This is a genomic window from Acidianus brierleyi (assembly GCF_003201835.2).
Classification (GTDB): domain Archaea; phylum Thermoproteota; class Thermoprotei_A; order Sulfolobales; family Sulfolobaceae; genus Aramenus; species Aramenus brierleyi.
This window is the reverse complement of the sequence record NZ_CP029289.2, coordinates 1,817,287-1,838,247: the sequence shown is the minus strand read 5'-3', so window position 1 is coordinate 1,838,247 and position 20,961 is coordinate 1,817,287. Positions and strand designations below refer to the sequence as shown.

The 20,961-nt window shown below is 31.8% G+C and carries 25 protein-coding genes; 14 read left to right on the top strand and 11 right to left on the bottom strand.

What is annotated here, in order from left to right; all coding sequences use genetic code 11:
• Positions 1 to 27 precede the first annotated feature (27 nt).
• Positions 28 to 1,182, top strand: a complete 1,155-nt coding sequence (locus DFR85_RS25955) for a nicotinate phosphoribosyltransferase (RefSeq protein WP_110270783.1) — start codon at positions 28 to 30, stop codon at positions 1,180 to 1,182.
• Here DFR85_RS25955 and DFR85_RS25950 read toward each other — a convergent pair.
• Both DFR85_RS25950 and DFR85_RS25945 read right to left on the bottom strand, forming a co-directional pair.
• Positions 1,172 to 2,221, bottom strand: coding sequence for a phosphate signaling complex PhoU family protein (locus DFR85_RS25950; RefSeq protein WP_110270782.1), 1,050 nt, complete (start codon positions 2,219 to 2,221; stop codon positions 1,172 to 1,174). The two genes, DFR85_RS25955 and DFR85_RS25950, sit on opposite strands and share 11 nt — an antisense overlap.
• Positions 2,222 to 2,270: 49 nt before the next feature.
• Positions 2,271 to 3,260 carry a DUF711 family protein gene (locus tag DFR85_RS25945; protein ID WP_110270781.1) on the bottom strand — a complete coding sequence of 330 codons (990 nt, stop codon included), beginning with the start codon at positions 3,258 to 3,260 and terminating at the stop codon, positions 2,271 to 2,273.
• Positions 3,261 to 3,614: 354 nt separating this feature from the next.
• On the opposite strand from DFR85_RS25945, the gene DFR85_RS25940 reads away from it, so the two are divergent.
• From DFR85_RS25940 to DFR85_RS25925, 4 genes are read left to right on the top strand one after another with little or no spacing between them, the layout of a single operon-like run.
• A complete protein-coding gene (locus DFR85_RS25940; RefSeq protein WP_110270780.1) occupies positions 3,615 to 4,016 on the top strand; it encodes a DsrE family protein in 402 nt (133 codons plus the stop codon).
• A complete protein-coding gene (locus DFR85_RS25935; RefSeq protein ID WP_110270779.1) occupies positions 4,013 to 4,231 on the top strand; it encodes a sulfurtransferase TusA family protein in 219 nt (72 codons plus the stop codon). Before DFR85_RS25940 ends, DFR85_RS25935 begins: the two co-directional genes overlap by 4 nt.
• A 47-nt stretch (positions 4,232 to 4,278) precedes the next feature.
• Positions 4,279 to 5,163: a pyridoxal-phosphate dependent enzyme gene (locus DFR85_RS25930; RefSeq protein WP_110270778.1), complete on the top strand. Its 885-nt coding sequence runs from the start codon at positions 4,279 to 4,281 to the stop codon at positions 5,161 to 5,163.
• Positions 5,164 to 5,220: 57 nt separating this feature from the next.
• The gene (locus DFR85_RS25925; protein ID WP_110270777.1) at positions 5,221 to 5,886 is read left to right on the top strand and encodes a BUD32 family EKC/KEOPS complex subunit; all 666 of its coding nucleotides are present in this window, start codon (positions 5,221 to 5,223) and stop codon (positions 5,884 to 5,886) included.
• Here the strand turns inward: DFR85_RS25925 and DFR85_RS25920 are convergent.
• Positions 5,867 to 6,052, bottom strand: a complete 186-nt coding sequence (locus tag DFR85_RS25920; protein ID WP_110270776.1) for a hypothetical protein — start codon at positions 6,050 to 6,052, stop codon at positions 5,867 to 5,869. The two genes, DFR85_RS25925 and DFR85_RS25920, sit on opposite strands and share 20 nt — an antisense overlap.
• 36 nt (positions 6,053 to 6,088) lie before the next feature.
• Here DFR85_RS25920 and moaA point away from each other — a divergent pair, with 36 nt between their 5' ends.
• Genes moaA through DFR85_RS25900 form a run of 4 tightly spaced genes read left to right on the top strand, consistent with a single transcriptional unit; the run spans position 6,089 to position 9,660 of the window.
• Positions 6,089 to 7,039, top strand: coding sequence for a GTP 3',8-cyclase MoaA (gene moaA, locus DFR85_RS25915; protein WP_168367185.1), 951 nt, complete (start codon positions 6,089 to 6,091; stop codon positions 7,037 to 7,039).
• A complete protein-coding gene (locus tag DFR85_RS25910) occupies positions 7,017 to 8,066 on the top strand; it encodes an aminopeptidase P family protein (protein WP_110270774.1) in 1,050 nt (349 codons plus the stop codon). Before moaA ends, DFR85_RS25910 begins: the two co-directional genes overlap by 23 nt.
• 51 nt (positions 8,067 to 8,117) lie before the next feature.
• Positions 8,118 to 8,747 (top strand): GTP cyclohydrolase I, encoded by a 630-nt coding sequence (folE, locus tag DFR85_RS25905; protein WP_110270773.1) that lies wholly within the window; start codon positions 8,118 to 8,120, stop codon positions 8,745 to 8,747.
• A 22-nt stretch (positions 8,748 to 8,769) separates the two neighbouring features.
• Positions 8,770 to 9,660, top strand: coding sequence for a DUF7343 domain-containing protein (locus DFR85_RS25900; RefSeq protein WP_110270772.1), 891 nt, complete (start codon positions 8,770 to 8,772; stop codon positions 9,658 to 9,660).
• On the opposite strand, the gene glnA is transcribed toward DFR85_RS25900, so the two are convergent.
• From glnA to DFR85_RS25880, 4 genes are all read right to left on the bottom strand, one after another.
• Entirely contained in the window at positions 9,657 to 11,072 is a 1,416-nt protein-coding gene (gene glnA, locus DFR85_RS25895; RefSeq protein ID WP_110270771.1) for a type I glutamate--ammonia ligase, read from the bottom strand. The genes DFR85_RS25900 and glnA overlap by 4 nt on opposite strands.
• A gap of 121 nt (positions 11,073 to 11,193) precedes the next feature.
• Positions 11,194 to 11,799 (bottom strand): ATP-binding cassette domain-containing protein, encoded by a 606-nt coding sequence (locus tag DFR85_RS25890; protein WP_110270770.1) that lies wholly within the window; start codon positions 11,797 to 11,799, stop codon positions 11,194 to 11,196.
• Positions 11,796 to 12,194 (bottom strand): thioredoxin, encoded by a 399-nt coding sequence (gene trxA, locus DFR85_RS25885; RefSeq protein WP_110271862.1) that lies wholly within the window; start codon positions 12,192 to 12,194, stop codon positions 11,796 to 11,798. Before trxA ends, DFR85_RS25890 begins: the two co-directional genes overlap by 4 nt.
• Complete coding sequence (locus DFR85_RS25880; protein ID WP_168367184.1) at positions 12,187 to 13,545, bottom strand: class I adenylate-forming enzyme family protein; 1,359 nt, start codon at positions 13,543 to 13,545, stop codon at positions 12,187 to 12,189. Before DFR85_RS25880 ends, trxA begins: the two co-directional genes overlap by 8 nt.
• A 42-nt stretch (positions 13,546 to 13,587) precedes the next feature.
• Between DFR85_RS25880 and DFR85_RS25875 the strand changes: the two genes are divergently transcribed.
• Genes DFR85_RS25875 through DFR85_RS25860 form a run of 4 tightly spaced genes read left to right on the top strand, consistent with a single transcriptional unit; the run spans position 13,588 to position 16,952 of the window.
• The gene (locus DFR85_RS25875) at positions 13,588 to 14,445 is read left to right on the top strand and encodes a beta-ribofuranosylaminobenzene 5'-phosphate synthase family protein (protein WP_110270768.1); all 858 of its coding nucleotides are present in this window, start codon (positions 13,588 to 13,590) and stop codon (positions 14,443 to 14,445) included.
• Entirely contained in the window at positions 14,436 to 15,470 is a 1,035-nt protein-coding gene (locus tag DFR85_RS25870) for a methyltransferase domain-containing protein (protein WP_110270767.1), read from the top strand. Before DFR85_RS25875 ends, DFR85_RS25870 begins: the two co-directional genes overlap by 10 nt.
• 1 nt (position 15,471) lies before the next feature.
• Positions 15,472 to 15,987, top strand: coding sequence for a gamma carbonic anhydrase family protein (locus DFR85_RS25865; protein WP_110270766.1), 516 nt, complete (start codon positions 15,472 to 15,474; stop codon positions 15,985 to 15,987).
• Positions 15,984 to 16,952 carry a radical SAM/SPASM domain-containing protein gene (locus DFR85_RS25860; protein WP_110270765.1) on the top strand — a complete coding sequence of 323 codons (969 nt, stop codon included), beginning with the start codon at positions 15,984 to 15,986 and terminating at the stop codon, positions 16,950 to 16,952. Before DFR85_RS25865 ends, DFR85_RS25860 begins: the two co-directional genes overlap by 4 nt.
• Here DFR85_RS25860 and xerA read toward each other — a convergent pair.
• From xerA to DFR85_RS25845, 3 genes are read right to left on the bottom strand one after another with little or no spacing between them, the layout of a single operon-like run.
• Positions 16,949 to 17,776 carry a site-specific tyrosine recombinase/integron integrase gene (gene xerA / locus DFR85_RS25855; RefSeq protein WP_110270764.1) on the bottom strand — a complete coding sequence of 276 codons (828 nt, stop codon included), beginning with the start codon at positions 17,774 to 17,776 and terminating at the stop codon, positions 16,949 to 16,951. The two genes, DFR85_RS25860 and xerA, sit on opposite strands and share 4 nt — an antisense overlap.
• A gap of 39 nt (positions 17,777 to 17,815) precedes the next feature.
• A complete protein-coding gene (locus DFR85_RS25850) occupies positions 17,816 to 18,571 on the bottom strand; it encodes an oxygen-binding di-iron domain-containing protein (protein ID WP_110270763.1) in 756 nt (251 codons plus the stop codon).
• On the bottom strand, positions 18,568 to 19,317 hold the full coding sequence (locus tag DFR85_RS25845) for a hypothetical protein (protein ID WP_110270762.1): 750 nt from the start codon (positions 19,315 to 19,317) through the stop codon (positions 18,568 to 18,570). Before DFR85_RS25845 ends, DFR85_RS25850 begins: the two co-directional genes overlap by 4 nt.
• Positions 19,318 to 19,429: 112 nt before the next feature.
• Here DFR85_RS25845 and DFR85_RS25840 point away from each other — a divergent pair, with 112 nt between their 5' ends.
• Positions 19,430 to 20,326, top strand: a complete 897-nt coding sequence (locus tag DFR85_RS25840) for an ornithine cyclodeaminase family protein (RefSeq protein ID WP_168367183.1) — start codon at positions 19,430 to 19,432, stop codon at positions 20,324 to 20,326.
• On the opposite strand, the gene DFR85_RS25835 is transcribed toward DFR85_RS25840, so the two are convergent.
• Entirely contained in the window at positions 20,318 to 20,836 is a 519-nt protein-coding gene (locus DFR85_RS25835) for a cob(I)yrinic acid a,c-diamide adenosyltransferase (RefSeq protein ID WP_168367182.1), read from the bottom strand. The two genes, DFR85_RS25840 and DFR85_RS25835, sit on opposite strands and share 9 nt — an antisense overlap.
• Positions 20,837 to 20,961: the final 125 nt, after the last annotated feature.

The window sequence follows — 20,961 nt, the reverse complement described above, 5'->3', positions numbered from 1 at the left end:
AAAAATTAACTTATACAATAAATCCTGATGAAGCTTTTCATACCAAAGGAAGAAGAAATATTAGATGGAAAAATAACTGATATATACTTCGACAGAACAGTAAAAACTCTATCTTACTTAGGCATAAAAGATGTAAAAGTAAGAATGGAGTTTCATTCATATGGACTTCCTAAAAATTATAATTGGGGAGTTTTCGCTGGCTTAGAGGAAGTACTAAAACTATTAGAAGGAAAGCCAGTAACAGTTTATGCAATGCCAGAAGGTACTTTATTCAAGGAAATAGAGCCAGTAATGATAATAGAGGGAAATTATTTAGATTTTGGAATATATGAGACTGCTTTACTAGGAATATTAAGGCAAGAAAGTAGCATAGCTACTAAGGCTGCTAGATTAAAGTCTTTGGCTTTAGATAAATCCATGATATTTTTTGGATTAAGAGCTTTACATCCAGTTTCTTCAATAATAGCAGATAGATCAGCCTATATAGGCGGAATGGATGGAGTATCTGGTCTTATGAGTAAGGAATATTTAGGATTAGAACCCTCTGGGACAATGCCTCATGCTCTTATGCTCATATTAGGAGATGATGAGAAGGCATGGGAAGCGTTTAATAATGCAATAGATCCGGCAGTTCAAAGAATAGCTCTAGTAGATACATTTGAAGATGAACGTTTTGCAGCATTAAAAGCTGCTAAACTTTTAGGAGATAAACTATACGGAATAAGATTAGACACACCTTCCAGTAGAAGAGGTAACTTTAAGAAAATAATTCAAGAGGTCAGATGGACTCTTGACATTAATGGATTTAGGAATGTTAAGATAATAGTTAGTGGAGGAATAGATGAGGAGGACGTAATAGAATTGAAAGATTATGTAGATGGATTTGGTATAGGAACCAGTGTAGCATTTCCACAGAGTGTAGACTTTAGCGCAGATATTGTTGAAAAGTATATAGACGGAAAATGGGTTCCTTTCACTAAAAGAGGTAAATGGCCAGGCGCAAAACAAGTATGGAGATGTAATAGTCTAAATGATACAATAACTTTGCTAAATGAAAAAATAGATGGATGTACTCCTCTACTTAAGAAATACATGGATAATGGGAAAATTATGGAAAAACTTCCTTCAATAACTGAGATAAGACAATATGTATTATCACAACTAAAAACTATTAGTCAATAGTAATTTCCTTTAAATTTTCCACGCTTCTATTAAATGCTATTTCAGCTATCGGCTCCATTCTTCTTATAGCATTATATAATCTTAGATTTAGTGTCCTCGCAGCTATAGTAGCCCTAGGCGAACTTATTTTGCTAAGCTTTTCTTCTATACCCAAAGCTTCTGTTATCAATACTCTTCTTAATGTTTCAAGTTCTTCCATTACTTCATTTACTAACTTAACATCTTCTTTTCCTAGAACTTTTACTACATGATCAATTACTACTGTAGTCTGATCAATTAACATGTCTATTTTTTCCCACGAGTTCTTTATTATTTCGAGATCCTCCGGATGTAATGCTAATAAATCGTTTGCCGCATCGCTTATTTCGTCTGCTGCCTCCTCTACAGCTTTCATTAATATTCTGTTCCCAACAATTTGTATTCTTTTTACACCTATCATATATGCTAAACTTCTATTAACTTGTGCTATTAGTAACTGTCTTAAAGATAGATAATACAGTCTGTCTATCTCTTTTTCTAATTCTATAACTTCTTGTAAAAATGTTCTACTAGCCTCTTTTATTCCTAAGTTTAGATAATGTAACATTTGCTTTAGCGTATTACTTAATCTGCTTATTAGGCTAGTCATATTATATTTAGTTGGATCTAAAAACGATTGTATTTGTAGAGAAGTAACATCTTGTGAAACTATTTCTAAACCTATAAGGCTTCTTGCTGCATCTTTAACTTTTCTTAACACATCTTCATTAAAAGGACCGTCTGTAGATTCTATTGATACCTTATCAAAACCCAATACGTATAAACTATAGATAAGTCTTCCTATTAAGTCAGCCGATGTATTATTTTTAATAGCTACTTTCATCTCTTTTGATGTACTTTCTGATTTCAAATTTGGCGGATATACCTTTAAGCTTCCGTCCTCGTCCACTTCCAAGTATATACTTTCACCAGGATTTAGACCTACTTCCTTTACCCAGTCTGCAGGCAGAGAAACCATCAATGTTGATTTACCAAATTTTTGAACTCTTCTAACTTCCATGATATTTCTCTATATAATAGGAAGTATATAAAAGTAATTTAAAACATCTCTATATTACTTTAATCGTAGGTATTATACCGAAATCTTTTGTATTTATTTTATCTTCTCCTCTTGAAGGAATAATTCTTATTGCATAAGGTCTTTTCTTAGTAAATTGGATTGCTATAAGGTCTTTGATAAGATTTTTGTAAAGTAATGGATCTTCCTTTATTCCAACCATGTCAATTCCTGCAGCGCAAGCAAATGTTAATTGAACTAGTTGAGACAATGTTAAAGAACCTTCTTCGACTCTCTTTTTAAGAATATTATCTTCTGCTATTGGAAGCATTGTTTCTGAAAATCCTATAGGGGTTACTTTAGATCTCCAGGCTTCTGAAAATATTAATTTGTTAATTTCTCCTACAGTCCACGTATTACCTAGTGAAAATATTTTCCCGCTCTGTTTTTCTATTATTTCTCCTACACTTTCATTCATCCATGGAGATAAAGAGACATCAATACCTAGAAATTTGGCACCAATTTTTCTTGATACTTTTAAACCGAATTCATTAGCTTGTTGAAACGCGCTAGATATATTATTTTCAATAAAATCTTTAACGTACAGCAATGCTAAGCCAAACGAGTCTGCTACAACATTAGCAGTAGAAGCAGGGAAATAAGGCGTAAGAAGGAAGTCATCATTAATTAATAAAGCCAATCTAGTTGCCTCTTCTGGTTCTAGCTTTGTTAATATTTTCGTTATTTTATCTAGGTTTTTTATATCATTAACTAGAATATTACAAAAAATATTGCTTCCAGATCTTAATGCGTCAAGTATTTCCATTATTCTATTATCGTTATCCCTCATTCCGCAAACGCTGAAAAGCACACTATTATCTTGGGGAATTAACTCCATTACTTTTGATATGGAAAGATTTGTCTCAGGTAATGAAATTCTTTTTGTCCATATATTGTCAATTTTTTTAATTTTTTCAACATAATTACTTATTCTATCATATTCTAAAGACGAGACAAATACTGTTAGTGCTCTTATTTGCATAGTAGTTATAGATATTCACATGCTAATTATATTTTCTTTAAACGATCAAAGTATTAATTAAGTCCGAAATTGAAATTTTATTAAATATGTATGAAAATATCTATGTAATCTAAATAAAGCTTATAGAAAATATAATCTTAAACTATTTTTGAAAACAGAAACTTACTAACTTTAAGCTAGTCATAGTTCTGTAAAATAAGTTATAGTTAATTAATTTATAAAGTTAAATAAAGGAAAAAGCGTTTCTAAGATAAAATGAAAAACAATATAATAATACTTAATAAACTGTAGACTCTCTTAACTGTTCTAGATTGTATTCTATAATTTTAAAATATACTGGCCAAATATATCCTAATGCCAAAGCTTACAATTTTGGTTTCAGATAATAGTTTTGAAAAATTTTATCATGCATTAGTATTAGCAATAGACGGTAGAGCGTTAAATTGGACAGTTAAATGCTTTGTAACCTCTCAAGCAGTAATTTTATTTACTAAGAAGGTAAGAGGTAGGGCAAAATTAAGCATAGGATTTTTTGCTAATCTGTACACAAAATATAAGATGAAAAAGGTAGGTGTAAGAGAAACGGAAAAGTTACTTAATGACGCTATAAAGGAAGGTGTAGAATTTTATGTTGATGAAGCTGGATTAAAAATAGCTGGATTCTCTAAGGAGGATTTAATGGACGGCGTAAAATTATCTGGGGCCGTAACATTTTTACTTGAGGCTAAAGATTCTGATATAGTGATAAGTATATGAAGGAGTTGGAAATAAAGGATGCTTGCCCATCTGGTTTTATTCAATTAATGGAAGTTTGGAAAAATATCAAAGGGGAAGAAGAAATTATAATTAGAACTCCATGGGGAGGTATGGTAGACGATTTAAAAAATTGGTGCAAAGAGACTGGGAATGAGTTTTTAGGATACGAAAAAAATGGAAGTGAGACACTAATAAGACTTAAACTAAAGAGATAGCACTTTATATATGCTGAATATAATTTAATGATGGGTAGATGCGTATTGTGTCAAAAGATCTGCATGTTTTTCAAGACTCTATAGAACTATTAGAAGGAATGTGGCCTACTCCTCTACTGAAGTTAAAAGTTGGTAAAGATGTTTGGGCTAAACTAGAGTACTATAATCCCTTTAGTAGAAGCATAAAAGATAGAACTGCATGGTTCTTATTTAGGGAAGCGTTAGATAATAATGCTAATGAGATAGTAGAGGCCACCTCAGGTAACGTAGGTATATCACTTTCAGCATTTTCTGCTATTTTTAACAAGAAATTTACTGCATTTATTCCATCTGTTGCCCCTAAAACATTCAAGGTAGCTATGAGAATATTAGGAGCTAACGTTATTCAAGCTGGAAATACTACTACGGAGTTATTGCCACTAGTTAGACAATATTCTTCGTCTACTTCAGCACTGCATCTAAATCAATTTGTAAACCCAGTAAATATGTTAGCCCATTATGAAACAACTGCTAAGGAAATAGATGAACAACTACAGTCAATAGGGAAAAAAGCAGAACGTATAATAGCTACTGCAGGTACTGGAGGTCATCTAGCAGGCATCTCTAAATATTTTAAAGAAAAATATCGTAATATAGAAATTATAGGGGTCCAGCCAGCTAAAGGAGAAAGAATACCTGGTATAAAAAGGCAAGATGGCGATGGTTTAATTTCGTCTTCAATAATAGATAGAATAATAGATATAACTTTAGCCGAGGCTTTTCAAGGTGTTAAAACTATAGCAAGGACTTCTGGAATTTTGATAGGCTTAAGTGCAGGTGCTACCATAGCAGCGTACAATAAGATATGTGACGATAAGGTTACAGTAGTAGTATTTCCAGACGATATGTTTAAGTATATAGATGAGATGGCCGATTTACTTGATATAAAGTAAAGATATACAACTACAGAGTTTTACATTTAAATACGCATATTTTTTATTCTATATACAATGAACATAGAAAATATTTTTAGAACTTTCTATACACAATCTAAAATAGTTCGATATGATGGAAATAAATATGTTAAAAAATGTTATGGCTCAAATGTATCTCTTAAATGGTTTTTTATAACTCCTCTTTTTAGATCTTATCCTTATGTAGCAGATCCTAACGAAAGAATGAGAAGAGAGATAGATTTCTTGACAAATCCTTGGAAAGGTATTAGTGTTCCAAGATTAATTGATTTTGACTTTAGTGAGAATTGCATAGTAAGAGAATTTATAGAAGGCAAAATTCCTGCTACAATTCAAGACTTTAAATTGTTAGGAAAAACATTAAGAAATATACATGATTCTGGGTTTGCAATGGGAGATACTAAATTTGAAAATTTTCTTATAAATGATTCTGTATATGTTATCGATGCAGAACAAGCTATCAAGACAGACTCAAAGGAATATAGGGCATGGGATTTAGCAGTGTTTGTTTTATTTCTTAGTTATAAATTCTTGTACGAAATAGGAGAGTATGAAAATATTTTAAGAGAATTCCTTATTTCATATTCTCCAACAAAAGAAGAATTACTATATATTAATAATTTAAAAAATATCGCTTTGCTGAGTTTGTTTCCTCCATTACATTTAAATATTCTAAAGAAGACTATTGGAGAACTTTTATAGATACATAGCCGTCTTTCTTTTCTATTGTCATTTCGGATTCTGATATTCTAGTTCCGCATGCAGGACATCTATAGAAATATCTTACCTTCTTGTTACTTCCGCTAACCTCAGCTTCTGCCATAAATTCCATTCTTATACCACACCTTGGACAAAGAACGTCTTTCATACAACTTTTTATTATTTAGGTAAGAATATAAAGGTAATGATTGACAAATATGGAAGACCATTAGAGGATTTAAGAATAACCTTAACTCATGTTTGTAACTTTTCGTGTTTTTTCTGCCATATGGAAGGCGAAGGTCAAGAAAAACAGAACGGACTTAGTCTTCATGATATAGTTCTAGTAACTAAAGTAGCTACAAAATTTGGTATAAAATACGTAAAATTAACTGGAGGGGAACCTACATTAAGACGAGACTTACCAGAAATAATTTCTTCAATAAAAAAAGTAGGGATAAAAGAAGTCTCAATGACTACTAATGGGGTTTTACTAAATACTTTAGCTGAGAAACTAAAAGATGCTGGACTAGATAGAGTTAATGTAAGTTTGCACGCAATAGATAAAGTTAAGTTTAAGGAAATTACTGGCGTTGATGCCTTTGACAAGGTAATATCTGGAATAAGGAAAGCTGTAGAAGTTGGATTAAAACCAGTAAAGCTTAATTTTGTGGTTAATAAGAAAAATGAGGAAGAAACTATAGAATTTTTGAAACTAGCAGAAGACCTTGGAGTAAATGAAGTCCATTTGATTGAGTTACATCCAGTAGGCTTAGGGAAAGAGTCTTTTTCATGTCATGAAAGTTTAAGCAAAATAGAAGAATATATAAAATCTAATTCTATTAAAAGTGTAATACGAAATAAACATTTTAGACCTAGATATTATTTGAAATCAGGGCTAATAGTAGAAATGGTAAAACCTTATTCTAATCCTATATTCTGTGCAGGATGTAATAGAATAAGACTAACAGTAGATGGAAAATTGAAAACTTGTTTATATAAAACTGATAAGACTATTGACATTTTCAGTATATTAAAGGCAGACTTGAAAGACGATGTAAAAGAAGAAGTAATAACGCATGCTTTTGAGATAGCAATATCTATTAGAGAGCCTAATTTCAAGTATATGTTATATGAGAATAAACAAGCTCTCTAATATTATAGAAAAAGGATGTGGAGCAATATTTGGAAGTTCCAATATTTTTTATTTTACTGGATATAACGGTGCAGGAGTTTTATTGTATTGCGACGGAGTAGCTACCCTTTTAGCTCCTCTTCTAGAAGAGAATAGAGCATTAGAAACTAAGGGAGTGGATGTGAAAATATATTATCCGACAAAAGTTAGCGAGGATATACAATATACATCGATTATTGATGCTATTGAAAAAATTACTAGTAGAAATAGTATATTTGCAGATATTTCGTCGCTAGATGCCAGCACATATTTACGGTTAAGTAGTAAGTTTGAACTAAAAGATATTTCTTCACAAATATCCGCATTAAGGTCAATAAAAGATTTAGAAGAGCTTGATATAATAAAAAAATCTGGAGAAATAACATCAGTGGCTATGAGAATTGCTATTGATAAAGCAACAGAACAAGTTAATGAGAAACAATTATCAGGACTTATTGATTATACTATGAAAACGGAGGGAGCAGAAGATTATGCTTTTCCTTCTATAGTAGCTTCTGGAGAAAATTCTTCTGAACCTCATCACATACCTACAGATAGAGTAATAAAGGAGGGAGACAGTGTAGTTATAGATATAGGAGCAAAATATCAGGGATACTGTTTTGATAGCACACGAACTTTGCTAGTTAAAAAATTTTCAAACGATTTAAAGAAAATCTACGAAATAGTATTAGAAGCGCAATTAGAAGCTATAGACGCAGTATCTGATGGAATAAAGGCTTCTGAAATTGATAGAATTGCTAGAAATGTAATAGAAAAAAACGGATTTGGAAAATATTTTGTTCATTCGACTGGGCATGGTGTTGGTATAGATGTTCACGAAAGTCCTTATATCTCATTCAATTCTAATGATGTTTTAAAGAAGAATATGGTAATAACTGTTGAACCTGGAATTTATATTAAGGGTAAATATGGCGTAAGAATAGAAGATACAATGATAGTAACATCTGGAAAACCAGAAGTTTTAGAAACTGCTTATAAATTACTATAAGATTTTTTAAAATAAATATATTTATAGCAATCTCCTCTAACATTTAAAGGTATGGAAACATCATTAAACCAAGAAAAACTAGTAGAAGAGATAGCGAAGCGCGTTAAAGAAATAATAGAACTTTTGGGAGATAATCCAAACAGAGAGGGAATAAAAGAAACACCAACTAGAGTCGCAAAGGCATTGCTAGATATGACATACGGTTTAAGAACATCTCAACCTACAATTAAGGTATTTAAACTGAATGAAGAGGACGATACGAACTACGAGGAAGATCAATTGATTCTTTTGAGAGATATACAATTTTCTTCGTTATGCGAACACCATCTTTTACCTTTTATAGGCAAAATACACGTAGCATATATTGTTGGAGAAAATGGCAAGGTTGCAGGATTTAGCAAGATCATTAGGATTGTGAATTATTATTCAGCACGTCCTCAAATTCAAGAAAGGCTAGTGAGCCAAATAGCAGACGCGCTAATGAATAGCGACATTAAACCTAAAGGAGTTATGGTAATGGGAGATGCTTTGCATATGTGTGTATATGTAAGAGGAGTTAAAGATAAGGAGGCTAAACTATTATCTGTAGCAACTAGGGGAATTTTCAAGAAAGATAAGGCACTAGTTAATAAGGTATTAAGGATGCTAGATTCGTCTAATAAAAGTTTAAGTTTAATATGATCTTTTTATAAAAATATAAATAATGAAAGGACGAGATATAATTATCGATTTATTATCAAAAAATGGTTCTCTGCTTCAGACTGACTTAGTTAAATTATCTGGCATATCCAAAAGCAGAGTTTCAGAGATACTTTCGGAATTAGAAAAGGAAGGTATAATATCAAGGAAAATAATAGCTGGGAAAAGTTTAGAAGTTTCTCTCAAATCCAGAATAATAAAAATCGGTATAATAAAAGCTGCCGAATATCCTTTTATAATGCCTTTTTACAAAAAGCTGAAGGATAGTGGATATTCACCTAGTATAATAATATATAAGAACGGAATAGACGTTACTAGAGACTTAGCGCTAGGAAAGCTTGATATAGGCTTCTCTCCAGTAGTCTCTCAGATTATTTTTTCAAAAGCCTTTGATATAAAGATAATAGCTGGAGGTGCAAAGGGAGGCGCAGGCATAATAGGCGAATCATGCGAAGTAGGTTCTACAGTACTTTCTAGCATGGAAACATGGACTATAGCAGATTTTAAGGATGTTAAAATAGTCCCTTTTAATTCTCCAGAAGATCTAGTCTCTAATTTTCAAGAAAAAAAGATAAAATCCATAGCTATATGGGAACCTTATCTTTCTATTCTAAAGGATCAAGGAAATAAGATAAGCCATGTTTTCGAGCCTGTACATTGTTGTACTATGGCTATAAGGTCAGATCTAGATGAAGAAAAAATCAAGAATCTTTATGAAAGTTCTTTTTCGTGGTTCTTAGAGTCTAAAGATAGATGGATACCAGAATACGCAAATCTAATAGGAGAAGACTATAGTATAATGAAAAAGGCAATTAATAACTATGAATTTGATAGTTATTTAGACTTAAACGAAGTATATAAATATCTAAAAAAATCTGGTATTTACTTACCTTAGGAGTCCATGTAATAATATAGTTCCATTGGATGAGGATACATTTGTAATGTTTTTGCCTCGTCTCTTTTAAGGTCAACATATACATTTAACATTGATGAATTGAAAACTGGTTTAAGGAACTCATTATCGCTCTCTAGTTCATCTAAGGCTTCGTCTAAAGATCTAGGCAATTCTCTTATTCCTAGTTCTTTTCTTTTATCTGGAGTTAAGTGATAAATATTCTCATCAACTGGATCTCCTGGATCTATCTTTTTATTTACACCATCTAATGCAGCCATTAATATTGCGGAAAATGCTAGATAGGGATTAGTTGAAGGATCTGGAGCTCTGTATTCAATTCTTTTAGCTTTTTCCATTCCTCTATAATAAGACGGTACTCTTATTATAGCGCTTCTATTAGATTTGCTCCATGCAGTATATACTGGTGCTTCAAATCCTGGAACTAATCTTCTATAGCTATTTACTGTTGGAGAAACTATTGCAGAAAGAGCTCTAGCGTGAGTCAAAATTCCTCCAATGGCATATCTTCCAGTCTGGCTTATTTCAGCATATTCGTCATTAGGATCATACATTAAGTTCTTTTTTGTGTCTTTTGTCCATAAGCTAAAATGAGTGTGCATTCCAGTTCCGTTATCTCCATACATTGGCTTTGGCATAAAAGTTGCAACCATATTATGCTTAGCAGCTACGTTTTTAAGAACATACTTTAACGTTTGAACTTTATCTGCAGTGTCTGCTAATGTCGAAAATCTAAAATCTATTTCTCCTTGGCCTGCGGTAGCAACTTCGTGATGAGTAGCTTCTATTATGAATCCAAAATACTTTGTTAATGTATCAACTGCCTCTACTCTTATGTCCATTAATTGATCTATTGGAGGGGCTGGATAGTATCCTTCTTTATATCTTATCATAAAACCTCCATTATCGTGCCATGGAGACTCTCTAGCGTATATTTTATAACCAGTTCCACTTTGAGGAAGTGCTACGTCTAAATCTACTCTATCAAATATGAAGAATTCCAGTTCTGGCCCAAAAAACGAAGTATAACCCTGCTCTTCTTGTGTTCTTTCAGCTTCTTCTGCAATGAACCTAGGATCTCTTTCAAATCTTCCTTTTCCTCCTCCCCAATATACTTTTGTTAGTACTCTCGCAACACCATTCATCCAAGGTATTATTGACATAGTCTGTGGTATTGGTTGTAGAATCATGTCGCTTTCATATATCATAGTAAATCCTCTTATACTGCTTCCATCAAGTTTTCCAAAACCTTCTTTGAAGCTATTTTCGTCGAAATCTGAAGCTGGAATAGTAACATGTTGTAATCTACCAGGCAGATCAGTAAATTGCAAATCTACCCACTCGATTTTATTATCTTTTAGAAACTTTAATGCTTCTTCCGCATTTGATGGCATGTTAAGCCGTTTTGTTAAAGAGTATAAAAGCTTATAGAAGATAAAGTATGAAAACTATTTATTTATTTATATTTTTTTGTAACTACTTTATTGTTTTAAGGCCTTTCCAGTATAATTAAAATTAAAAACTTTTTCGAAGAATACCCCTATTCATTATGTAATGTTTTTCTGAAAATTTAACATCCTCTAAATCTTGTGTAGTGAATATCATTTCAATATCATATTTTTTTAGAATTTCTATTAATTTAGATAGGAAATCCTTTTTATCGCTAATATTTGAAAATGCCTCATCTACTAGTAAAAAATAAGGTTTAGATAATATTGCTGTAAGAATTGCCACTCTTTCTTTCTGACCTAAACTTAAATTTTTTACTTTCCCAGAGAATTTTATACCTAAAGCTTCTTTTAGATCTTTAATCTCGTTATCATCAATCTTTATTTTCCTTAATTTAGCTCCCCATAAAATATGTGAATCTACAGTTAACTCTGGTATATAGCTATCTTGATTAACAAATGCTATTCTCCTTTTTTCCACCGGCAACTTAGTTATATCTTTATTATTAATCTTGACATATCCTTTATCTGGCTTATATATTCCTAATAATAAATTGAGAAATGTAGTCTTTCCACTGCCGTTATTTCCTGTAATACATATAATTCCAGCATCATTTAGTTCTGAATTTAAAATAAAATTCTTAAAATGTTTTTCTAACTTTGTTTCTATCATATATATTTCGCCAATGTACTTTCTAGCGTAGTTTCATCTACTGCTCCAACAATGCTATCAACAACTTTGCCGTCTACGAAAATTAGCGTTGTTGGTATGTTTAAAACTTGATACTCATCTGCAGTTTTTGGATTTTCATCCACATTAAGTCTACCGAAAATAGCTCTACCCTTATATTTTTCAGCTACCTTATCGAATATTGGTTCGTATAGGTGGCATGGAGAACACCATTGTGCCCAGAAGTCTATTAACACAACCTTGTTCTTAGATATTATCTCATTGATATTCTGATCCGTTATTGTAATCGTTAAAGCCTCTTTTGATCCTAAAAAATCTTCTCCTTTTCTTTGTAGCTTTTCCGAAATTTCTTTTATTAAATTATCTAGTTCACTCAATTTTATCCACAATATATATCTTCTTTAGCCTTTTATAAAATGCGACTTTCGAATTAACATAATTAAGTAGTTCTTCTTCAAGATTAGATTTTCTATTCTTTACTACTACTTTTGCAACTGGTTGAGAACCTAAATTTCCAGAATCTTCCCCAAATACAAGGGCATCAATAACATTAGAATTAGACTTTAGAATTTCTTCTAAATCTCTTGGAAATATAGGATACCCCTTATACTTAAGCATTCTTTTCTTTATTCCCCTAAAATAAAGTAATCCGTTACTATCATAACTTACTAGGTCACCAGTTTTTAACCATCCTTCATTAAATACCTTGGCAGTTTCTTCGATATCCTTATAGCCTAACATTAGCCATGGAGCTTTAACCCAAAGTTCGCCTGTCTCTCCAAGTTTTGCCTCTTTACCGTCATCCTTTACTACTTTAATTTCTGCATTAGGTAACGGTTTGCCTATGCTTATAACTTTTGAAAATTCTTTTGGTTGAAAAGTAATTACTAAACCTTCTGTAAAACCGTATTGTTGCACTATATCCTTACCAAACTTTTCCTTAAATCCATTAATTGTAGAAGGAAAAAGTGGTGCCGCAGTACTTATACATAATTCTAAGCTATCTAATTTTCCATTTTCTTTAATTAATGCGTCATAAACCATAGGTACAGTAGCTAGAAAATTCATAGAGTACTTATTAATTATATCTATAGTTTGTTTTGCATCAAACTTTTTCATTACATATAAGGATCCTCCATCTTCTAATACTATTCCTAATACACTGTTTCCTAAAACGTGAGCTAATGGGACAGTTAGTATTGTTGAAATATTATGAAGATTAATAGCGGAATAAAGGGAAGCCGAATTAAGTCCAACTCTATTAGCACTATGAAGAACTTGCATTGTCCTTCCTGCTATTCCTGCATAATAGTAAATTAGACCAACTTCGTTCTCCATATAATCATATGGTTTTATAAACTCGTTTTTAGTTTCGTCTTTCCATATTCTATACTCTTTTAGAATATTCTTTTCCCTAGAGTAAGTTTCATCATCAGCGAATATTCTATCTGGCTGAGAATCCTCTAATATGAATTTTAGGTCTTCTGCAGAAGTTAAGGGATCTACAGATACTATCTTTGCTCCAGCCCAAAACGCGGCAAGATAATGCAAGACTGATTTTATACTATTAAACTCAAAATGAACTATTGTTTCGCCTTGTGAAATGTTTGATGCAATGGAAGATATTTCTCTTGTAGCATCTTCATAATTTAGATTTGTATCACCTAAAAGGAAAGTAGCTGAAGGTTTTTTCTTATACCATTCGTACAGAAGATTTGCAAAACTCATAAGTTAATCGTTTTAATTTCTTACATTAGTCTAATAAGGATAATGATTAAGGTATTTGGCTTATCAAGAATTCATATTACATTATTTGATGTAGAAGGTAAATATGGGAGATTTGATGGAGGTATGGGTGTAGCATTAAAATATCCAAGAATAGTGGTAAATGACGGAAATTGTAATGTATTTAATTATGAAGGAATTCCTAAGGTCAATTTTTGCATAGAGGAAGACTATGATAGCCATATAGGTCTAGGTCATACTACACAATATCTTTTAACATTATCTAAATTATCGCTAGAAAAGAGATTGATAAGAAAGAATTCGGCAGAAATAGCAAAGATAGTTAAAAGAGGTTCTACATCTGGGATAGGAGTATATGCCTTTGAATATGGAGGATTTATAGTAGATGGCGGACATTCTAAAAAAGTTAAGAAGGAAGCATTACCTTCAGACTTTTCAGCATCTCCGCCGCCTCCATTAATATTAAGAACTGATTTTCCGTGGTATATATATGTAAATACTCCTAATGGAAGAAGAATATTTGGAAAAGAAGAGTTGGAAATATTTAAAAATGCCAAAGTTGAAGGGATAGATATTTTGAGTAGAGTAGTATTAATGGAATTTATTCCATCAGTTTCGGAAAAAGATTTAGAAGGAGTTCTAGATGCCTTAGATAGAATTCAAGGATTAGGATTTAAGAAGTTAGAAAATTCGCTTCAGACTGACGAAGTAAAGAAATTAATGACTAAAATGAAAAACAAGGGTTTTCCTGCAGGTTTGTCCTCATTTGGGCCATCGATTTTCACGTTTTGTAATAAAAGAGAGTGTGAAGAACTAGTATCATATTTTGGCGGTTTTTATACAGAACCTAATAATACGGGTGCAAAAGTAATATGGAGTTAGACTATGATAATTTCGTTTTAGGTAATCTAGAAGAAGTATATGGTAAAAACCTTAATTCGTTCTTAGATTCTATAAAAAAGCCGAATTCTAGACTCTATCTGAGAGTAAATACATTAAAAACAACAACAAACGAGATTTTAGAGAGACTTCCGTGCTTTAGGCGAGATGAAGATTTTGAAGAAGCAATTTATACTGAGATCAAAGGACCTAACAAGATAGAATTACATAATACAGTAGTTGTAGTTGATAAAAAAACAGCCGAAAGTGTAATGATGGGTGCAGATGTATATAAACCTGGCGTTAAGAGTATAAAAGGTAAGGGAAAAGAAGTATCAGTGGTAAGTGATAATGGAATTTTGGTTGGAGAAGGAATTCTATGTAATTCTGATATAGTTGTTAATATTACTAAATCATTATATGATTCCGTAAAAATAGGAGAATTGAACGAAATTGAAGATGGGTTACTTTATTCTCAAGGTAAAGCCTCTATGTATGTTGCCAGAATAGTAGATCCTCAACCTAACGAGACCATAGTAGATATGACAGCATCCCCTGGAGGAAAACTAACTCATGTTTATCAGCTGGAGCCTAGAGCTAGAATAATAGGTCTTGATCACACACATAAAAAAATAGAAAAAATGAGAAATCTTCTAAATAAACTTGGAGTTAATGCTGAATTATATGTAAAAGACTCTAGATATGCAGACGAAATAGGATTAAAAAACGTAGATAAAGTTATAATTGATCCTCCGTGTTCAGCATTAGGAATAAGACCAAAAATTTACGATAAGAAAACTAAAGATGATATTTTGAATTTTTATGTTTATCAAAAACAATTTCTAAACTCAGCGTATAAGATTTTGAAAGATGGTGGATATGTAATATACTCTACATGTACTGTAACAACATGGGAAAACGAGAAAGTAATAGAAGATCCACGATTTGAAGTAGAATTTTCTATAAGATTTCATCCAAATATTCATGATATGACTGGATTTTTTATAGCTAAATTAAAGAAAAAATAATATGCCAATAGAAGAGTACTTAGGTAAAAAACCTAAAGTATCTAATAAGGCATACATACATGATACTGCATATATAATAGGTGATGTGGAGATAGGGGATTTATCTAGTGTCTGGCATTATGTCGTTATAAGGGGAGATAATGATTCAATATATATAGGAAAAGAGAGCAATATTCAAGAGAACTCTTCAGTTCATACAGACCCTGGATATAAGATCGAAATAGGCGACAGAGTAACTATTGGACATAATGCTATAATTCATGGAGCTAAAATATCCTCTCATGTAATAGTTGGAATGGGAGCAATACTTCTTAACGGTTCAAAGATAGGTGAATATTCAATAGTAGGTGCGGGATCAGTAGTAACTCAAGGTAGTGAAATTCCCCCATATAGTGTCGCAGTAGGTATACCAGCTAAAGTTGTGAGAAGATTAAAGGAGAATGAAATTAAAATGATAGATGACAATGCTGAAGAATATTTAAATCACACAAGGAAATTTTTAAGTGGTAGATTATGAACAGAGACCTTAAAGCAATTAGATGGTTTTTTAGAACTCAGATACTTAAAGACCCCTTTAACCCAGGTTACGCTACTTTTAAAGTGACATCAAAGTGCAATCTACGTTGTACTTTCTGTAATCCTGAATATTATAATGGAGAATTAGGTGTAGAGAACACGGATACAATTAAGAGAATTATAGATAATTTAAGAGACTCATCAGTTGTTGTATTATCATTTGAAGGTGGAGAACCAACTACTAGGAGCGACATTCTTGATTTACTCCAATATGCGCATGACGGATCGTTTTATGTTATGTTAACTACCAACGGATATAAACTGAACGATGAAAATTTTCTCTCTAAACTTTCGGATAAAATAGACTTTTTACATTACTCTATTGACGAATACCATTGGAATGTTAAAGCTTTAGAAAATTTATGTAAATTTAGAAACTATGGCTTAAAGGTTAATGTACAAACTGTAGTTACTAGATATAATTTATATAAACTAGAAGACAAAATAAGGAAAGTTAGAGAATGTAACTATAAAATCCTAGTTTTGCCTGCAGTAGATTATCCAAATGCTAAAGTAAAGCTTGCCCCAGATAACATGGAGCTTTATAAAGTTTTATCAGAATTAAAGAAGAAATATTCATCAACGTTAAATAATTCTTGGGGATTCATAAATGCATTAATAGGTAAAGTTCCAAAAAGGTTAGTAAGTTATGCTATAACTATATATCCTAATGGCGATCTTCCATATCCTGACGATATGAATGGAGAAATAGTGGGAAATCTATCTCAAGAAAAGCTTGATAAAATACTCTCCTCTCAAAAAGTTAAGGAGTTAAGACAAAAAATGTTAGAAAATCAAGCTAGATTCGAATATCTTCATTTACAAACTGCATCTTTTAATAGCATATCCGATCTAGCAAGTTACGCTGCAGAAATGGTAAAGTGGAGATTTACAGGAAGAGCTTAGCCAAAAGCCTCTCTATATGCTTTTTCTAAATCATCAAGAATTAGATGAGTGTAAATTTGAGTTGTTTTTATATCTTTATGTCCCAAAATTCTTTGAACTGCAGGAAGAGGAATTCCTTTTCTTATAGCATTAGTAGCAAAAGAATGTCTTAGCATATGTGGTCTTAGCCCATTAATACCTACCTTTTCTCCTAATCTTCTTATTGCCTTATAAAGAGCTGGATAAGTCATTTGAAATAATTTTTCTCCATCATGAATTTTCAAATATTTCTTCATTAGATCTAAAGTATCGTCTGTGAAGAAAACTACTCTTTCTTCTCCATTCTTTGTAACTCTCAATCTTATCATTTTTCTGTTAAAATCAATATCGCTAATATTAATATTAAGAAGCTCATTTGCCCTCATTCCAGTTTCTGTTAAAAGTTTTATAATAAGCTTGTCTCTAAGGGTTCTAGCACTAGCTAAAATTTTCTGTATTTCTTCTTCACTTAGAGCTTTGATTTCCTTTCTTTTAGCCCTAGGCATTACGGGCTTAACGTTTATACCTAGCCATTTTAAGAATCTTCTTACTGCTATTACATAATATCGCATTGTCACGCTTCTAGATCTATTGTCCTTGGCTTTACTAGATAATTCAATTATCCATCTGTTTATATCATCTGAAGTTACTTTCCTAGGATCTTTTTTTACAAATTCAAGAAATTCCCTAATAGCTACGCTGTACATTTTTATAGTTCCTTTTCCTGCTCCTGCTGCATAAAGCGCATTAATAAATGCATTATATAGGTCTCCATCTTCAGGAGGAGAACCTAATTCTAATCTCACAATTATGAGCTTATCAAAAAACCTTAAAAAGTAGTTTGGCTATTCCATTAAATCTAATCCTACCTTATCTAGACTATTTACCCATTCAATGAATTTTTTTACATTTTCTCCATCAAAAATTGAACCGTGTTGAGGGACTATCATTTTTATATCAAGATTTTTAACTCTCTTCAGCCATAAGTCTATTGCCTTTCTTGAAGCTAAGTATCTCCTATGGAAAGGTTCCATATATTTTGCATGTTCTTGGAAATCTTCTACCATTAGATACCATTTTCCTTCAGGGAAAACGGCAGCACCTAAATCTCCAGAGAAATAAATTTTAGATACTGGATCATAATAATGGAAATTTCCAGGTGAATGCATGAAGTGAGCAGGAATCGCATTTAACGAATCTTTATTTATCTTTATTTCCATTCCTTCATCTGGGATATCTGTTATTCTTCCTCCAGCTTCAAAGCCTAAATGTGGAAGAAATCTTTCCCACAATACTGATGCATAAATTGTGGCATTAGGTGCTACATCTAACCATAAGTTCAATGATCCTATAACGTCTGGATCCTGATGAGAAAATAACAATGCAACTACATTTTCTGGTTTTATGAATTCTTTTACATTTTCGTAAACTCTTTCGAATACAAAGTAACCTCCAGCGTCTAATAGAGCTCCTTTATCTCCATCTACTACAAGATACTGATTTGTTAGTATTCCTTTTTCATGTTCAGATTCGTCAAGACCTAGCCATACAAACTTATGATCTCCATCTTCGTATAAAACAAACGGTTTATGAACTTTCATTTAATCACCTCTAAAATCTCAGGAGATATTACTACATAAACGTGAATCTTAAAATTGCCAGATAATTTATTCAGTATATTTTCGTCTCCGAAATAGTCTTTTCCTTCTTTTAATACATATATGCCTTTTAATGTTCCGTTGACAAAAAGAATCCTAAAAGTCGATGATCCGCTTCCAGAAATATATATTACTGGATATTCTGAGAATTGAGATATTAGTTCTTGAATATAGTCTATAAGTCCTCCTTCAGTTATTGAAGTCTCCTGCGACTTAACTAATCTTGACTTCATAATTAATTTTGATAAATATGATATTTTAGATAAATTTTCTGAATAATCTTGTTCTGATTCTTTAATTTGAACCTTTGGTATTTCCTTATTCACACCATTGCTTATTTCATTAAGGATTTTCTGTAATCCTTTGCCTACTATCCATTCTTTTTCTCCAGAGTATGAAAGAGAAATTTTAACTCCTTTTTTACCTTCAGCAGAAAATATTATCTTAAATGTATTATCTTTCTCATCAATAAGTTTATACTCAACAAGCCCATTACCTATAAAAGAAGGTTGAATGGAAAACTTCGATTCAAACGAGAATAAGAACATCCTTGTAAATTTCATTTTTATCATATTCTTCTCAACTTCTACCACACTTGGTATTACAGAAATTAAATTATCAGTATTTTTAGCCCAGTTTATTATCGCTGAACTGTCTCCGTTTTCTAAATCCTGAGATACTAATCGCATAACAAATATTTTATAGAAAGTTATTCATAAAGTTTCTATTCAATTTTTTTCTAATAGTGCTTTAACATAGTTAAAGCATACATTTTATACCTTAAACTGATTAAGTAACTAAATGATTTTCATAGATAAGGAAAAATTAGACGAGATATTGACACCAGATAGAGCAGTTAATGCAGTAAGAGAAGCTTTCGTACTTTTCTCTCAAGGTAAAGTAAATCAACCAATAAGGCAATCCTTTATTATTAAAGGAAATTGGTGGGGGGTAATGCCCTCATATACCGATTTTTCTTTTGTAGTAAAAATAGTGAATGTTATAAATAAAAATAAAGAAAAAGGATTACCGCCAGTTCAGGCCGCAGTTATTCTCTTATCGCCTGATAATGGTGAACCTTTAGCCTATATCGATGGCACATATTTAACTGCAATAAGAACTTCTGCTGCTAGTGTATTATCAACAGAGATTTCTTATGGGAAAAAAGTTGGCACTTTAGGAATAATAGGTGCTGGTCTAGAGGCAGAATATCATGCAAAAACTGCCTTGAGATATCTTTCTGTTTCTAGATTACTTATTTCTGCTAGGAAAAGGCACGTGGATTTAGCTAAAAAAGTAGGAGGGGAAGCAGTAGATTTAGACACTTTGCTAAAAGAATCTGATGTTATTTTTTCTACTACATCATCAACAACACCGGTTGTATATGGAGACAAGCTGAAAGAAGATTTTCATTTAGTAAGTATAGGTGCTTTTACTCCAGATGCTAGAGAAGTGGACGACAGCACAATAAGGAAAATTAAAACATATATTGTAGACTCATTGGACGCTGTTTCAAAAGAAAGCGGAGATTATATTCAGCCAAAAGAAAGCGGACTGCTTAAGAACAAAAATATTTTAGAAATAGGAAATATCATATCAAATAAAATAAAAATTGAGAGACCATCAATTTTCAAATCCGTAGGAATATCTGCGCAGGACAACTTATCAGCATATTATGCATATAAGTATTCACTTTGACTTCCATATTACATTTTTATTGCCAGTTTTTTTATTTATCCATAACGCTAAAACAAAAAGAAGAGTAGAAAGTCTATTAAGATATTTTACGTGAATATCATTCGAAATACCTTCTGTCATTAATTTTACTACTTTTCTTTCAGCTCTTCTGCATATTGCTCGCGATAGATGAAGATAAGATGATGCTATATGTCCACCAGGTAAAACAAAATTATGTAAAGGATCTATTTCCTTATCAATCTTTTCTATTTCCTCTTCAATTTTTCTAACTTTTTCGTTAGAGAAATTCATCTTAAAACCAGAAATTTCTGATGAAATGGAAAATATATCGTTTTGTATATCTTCTATTACATCTTTTATCTCTGGATAAAGGGAGACTGAAATTCCTAAAGAGGCATTAAGCTCGTCCAAATCGCCTAGAGCATCTACTATTTCATCAAATTTCCATACGTTTCCCTTAGAAGGCACATTAGTTTTTCCTGAATCTCCAGTACCTGTATACCACTTCATAAAATAGACTTTGTTATATTTATAAATAAATTGTTAAGTAGGGCTCTTTATCTTAACAGGGAATTCAAAGGAGGCGAAAGACTCCACCATGCGGTATACCCAAAATCTGATTAGTAAAAATAATT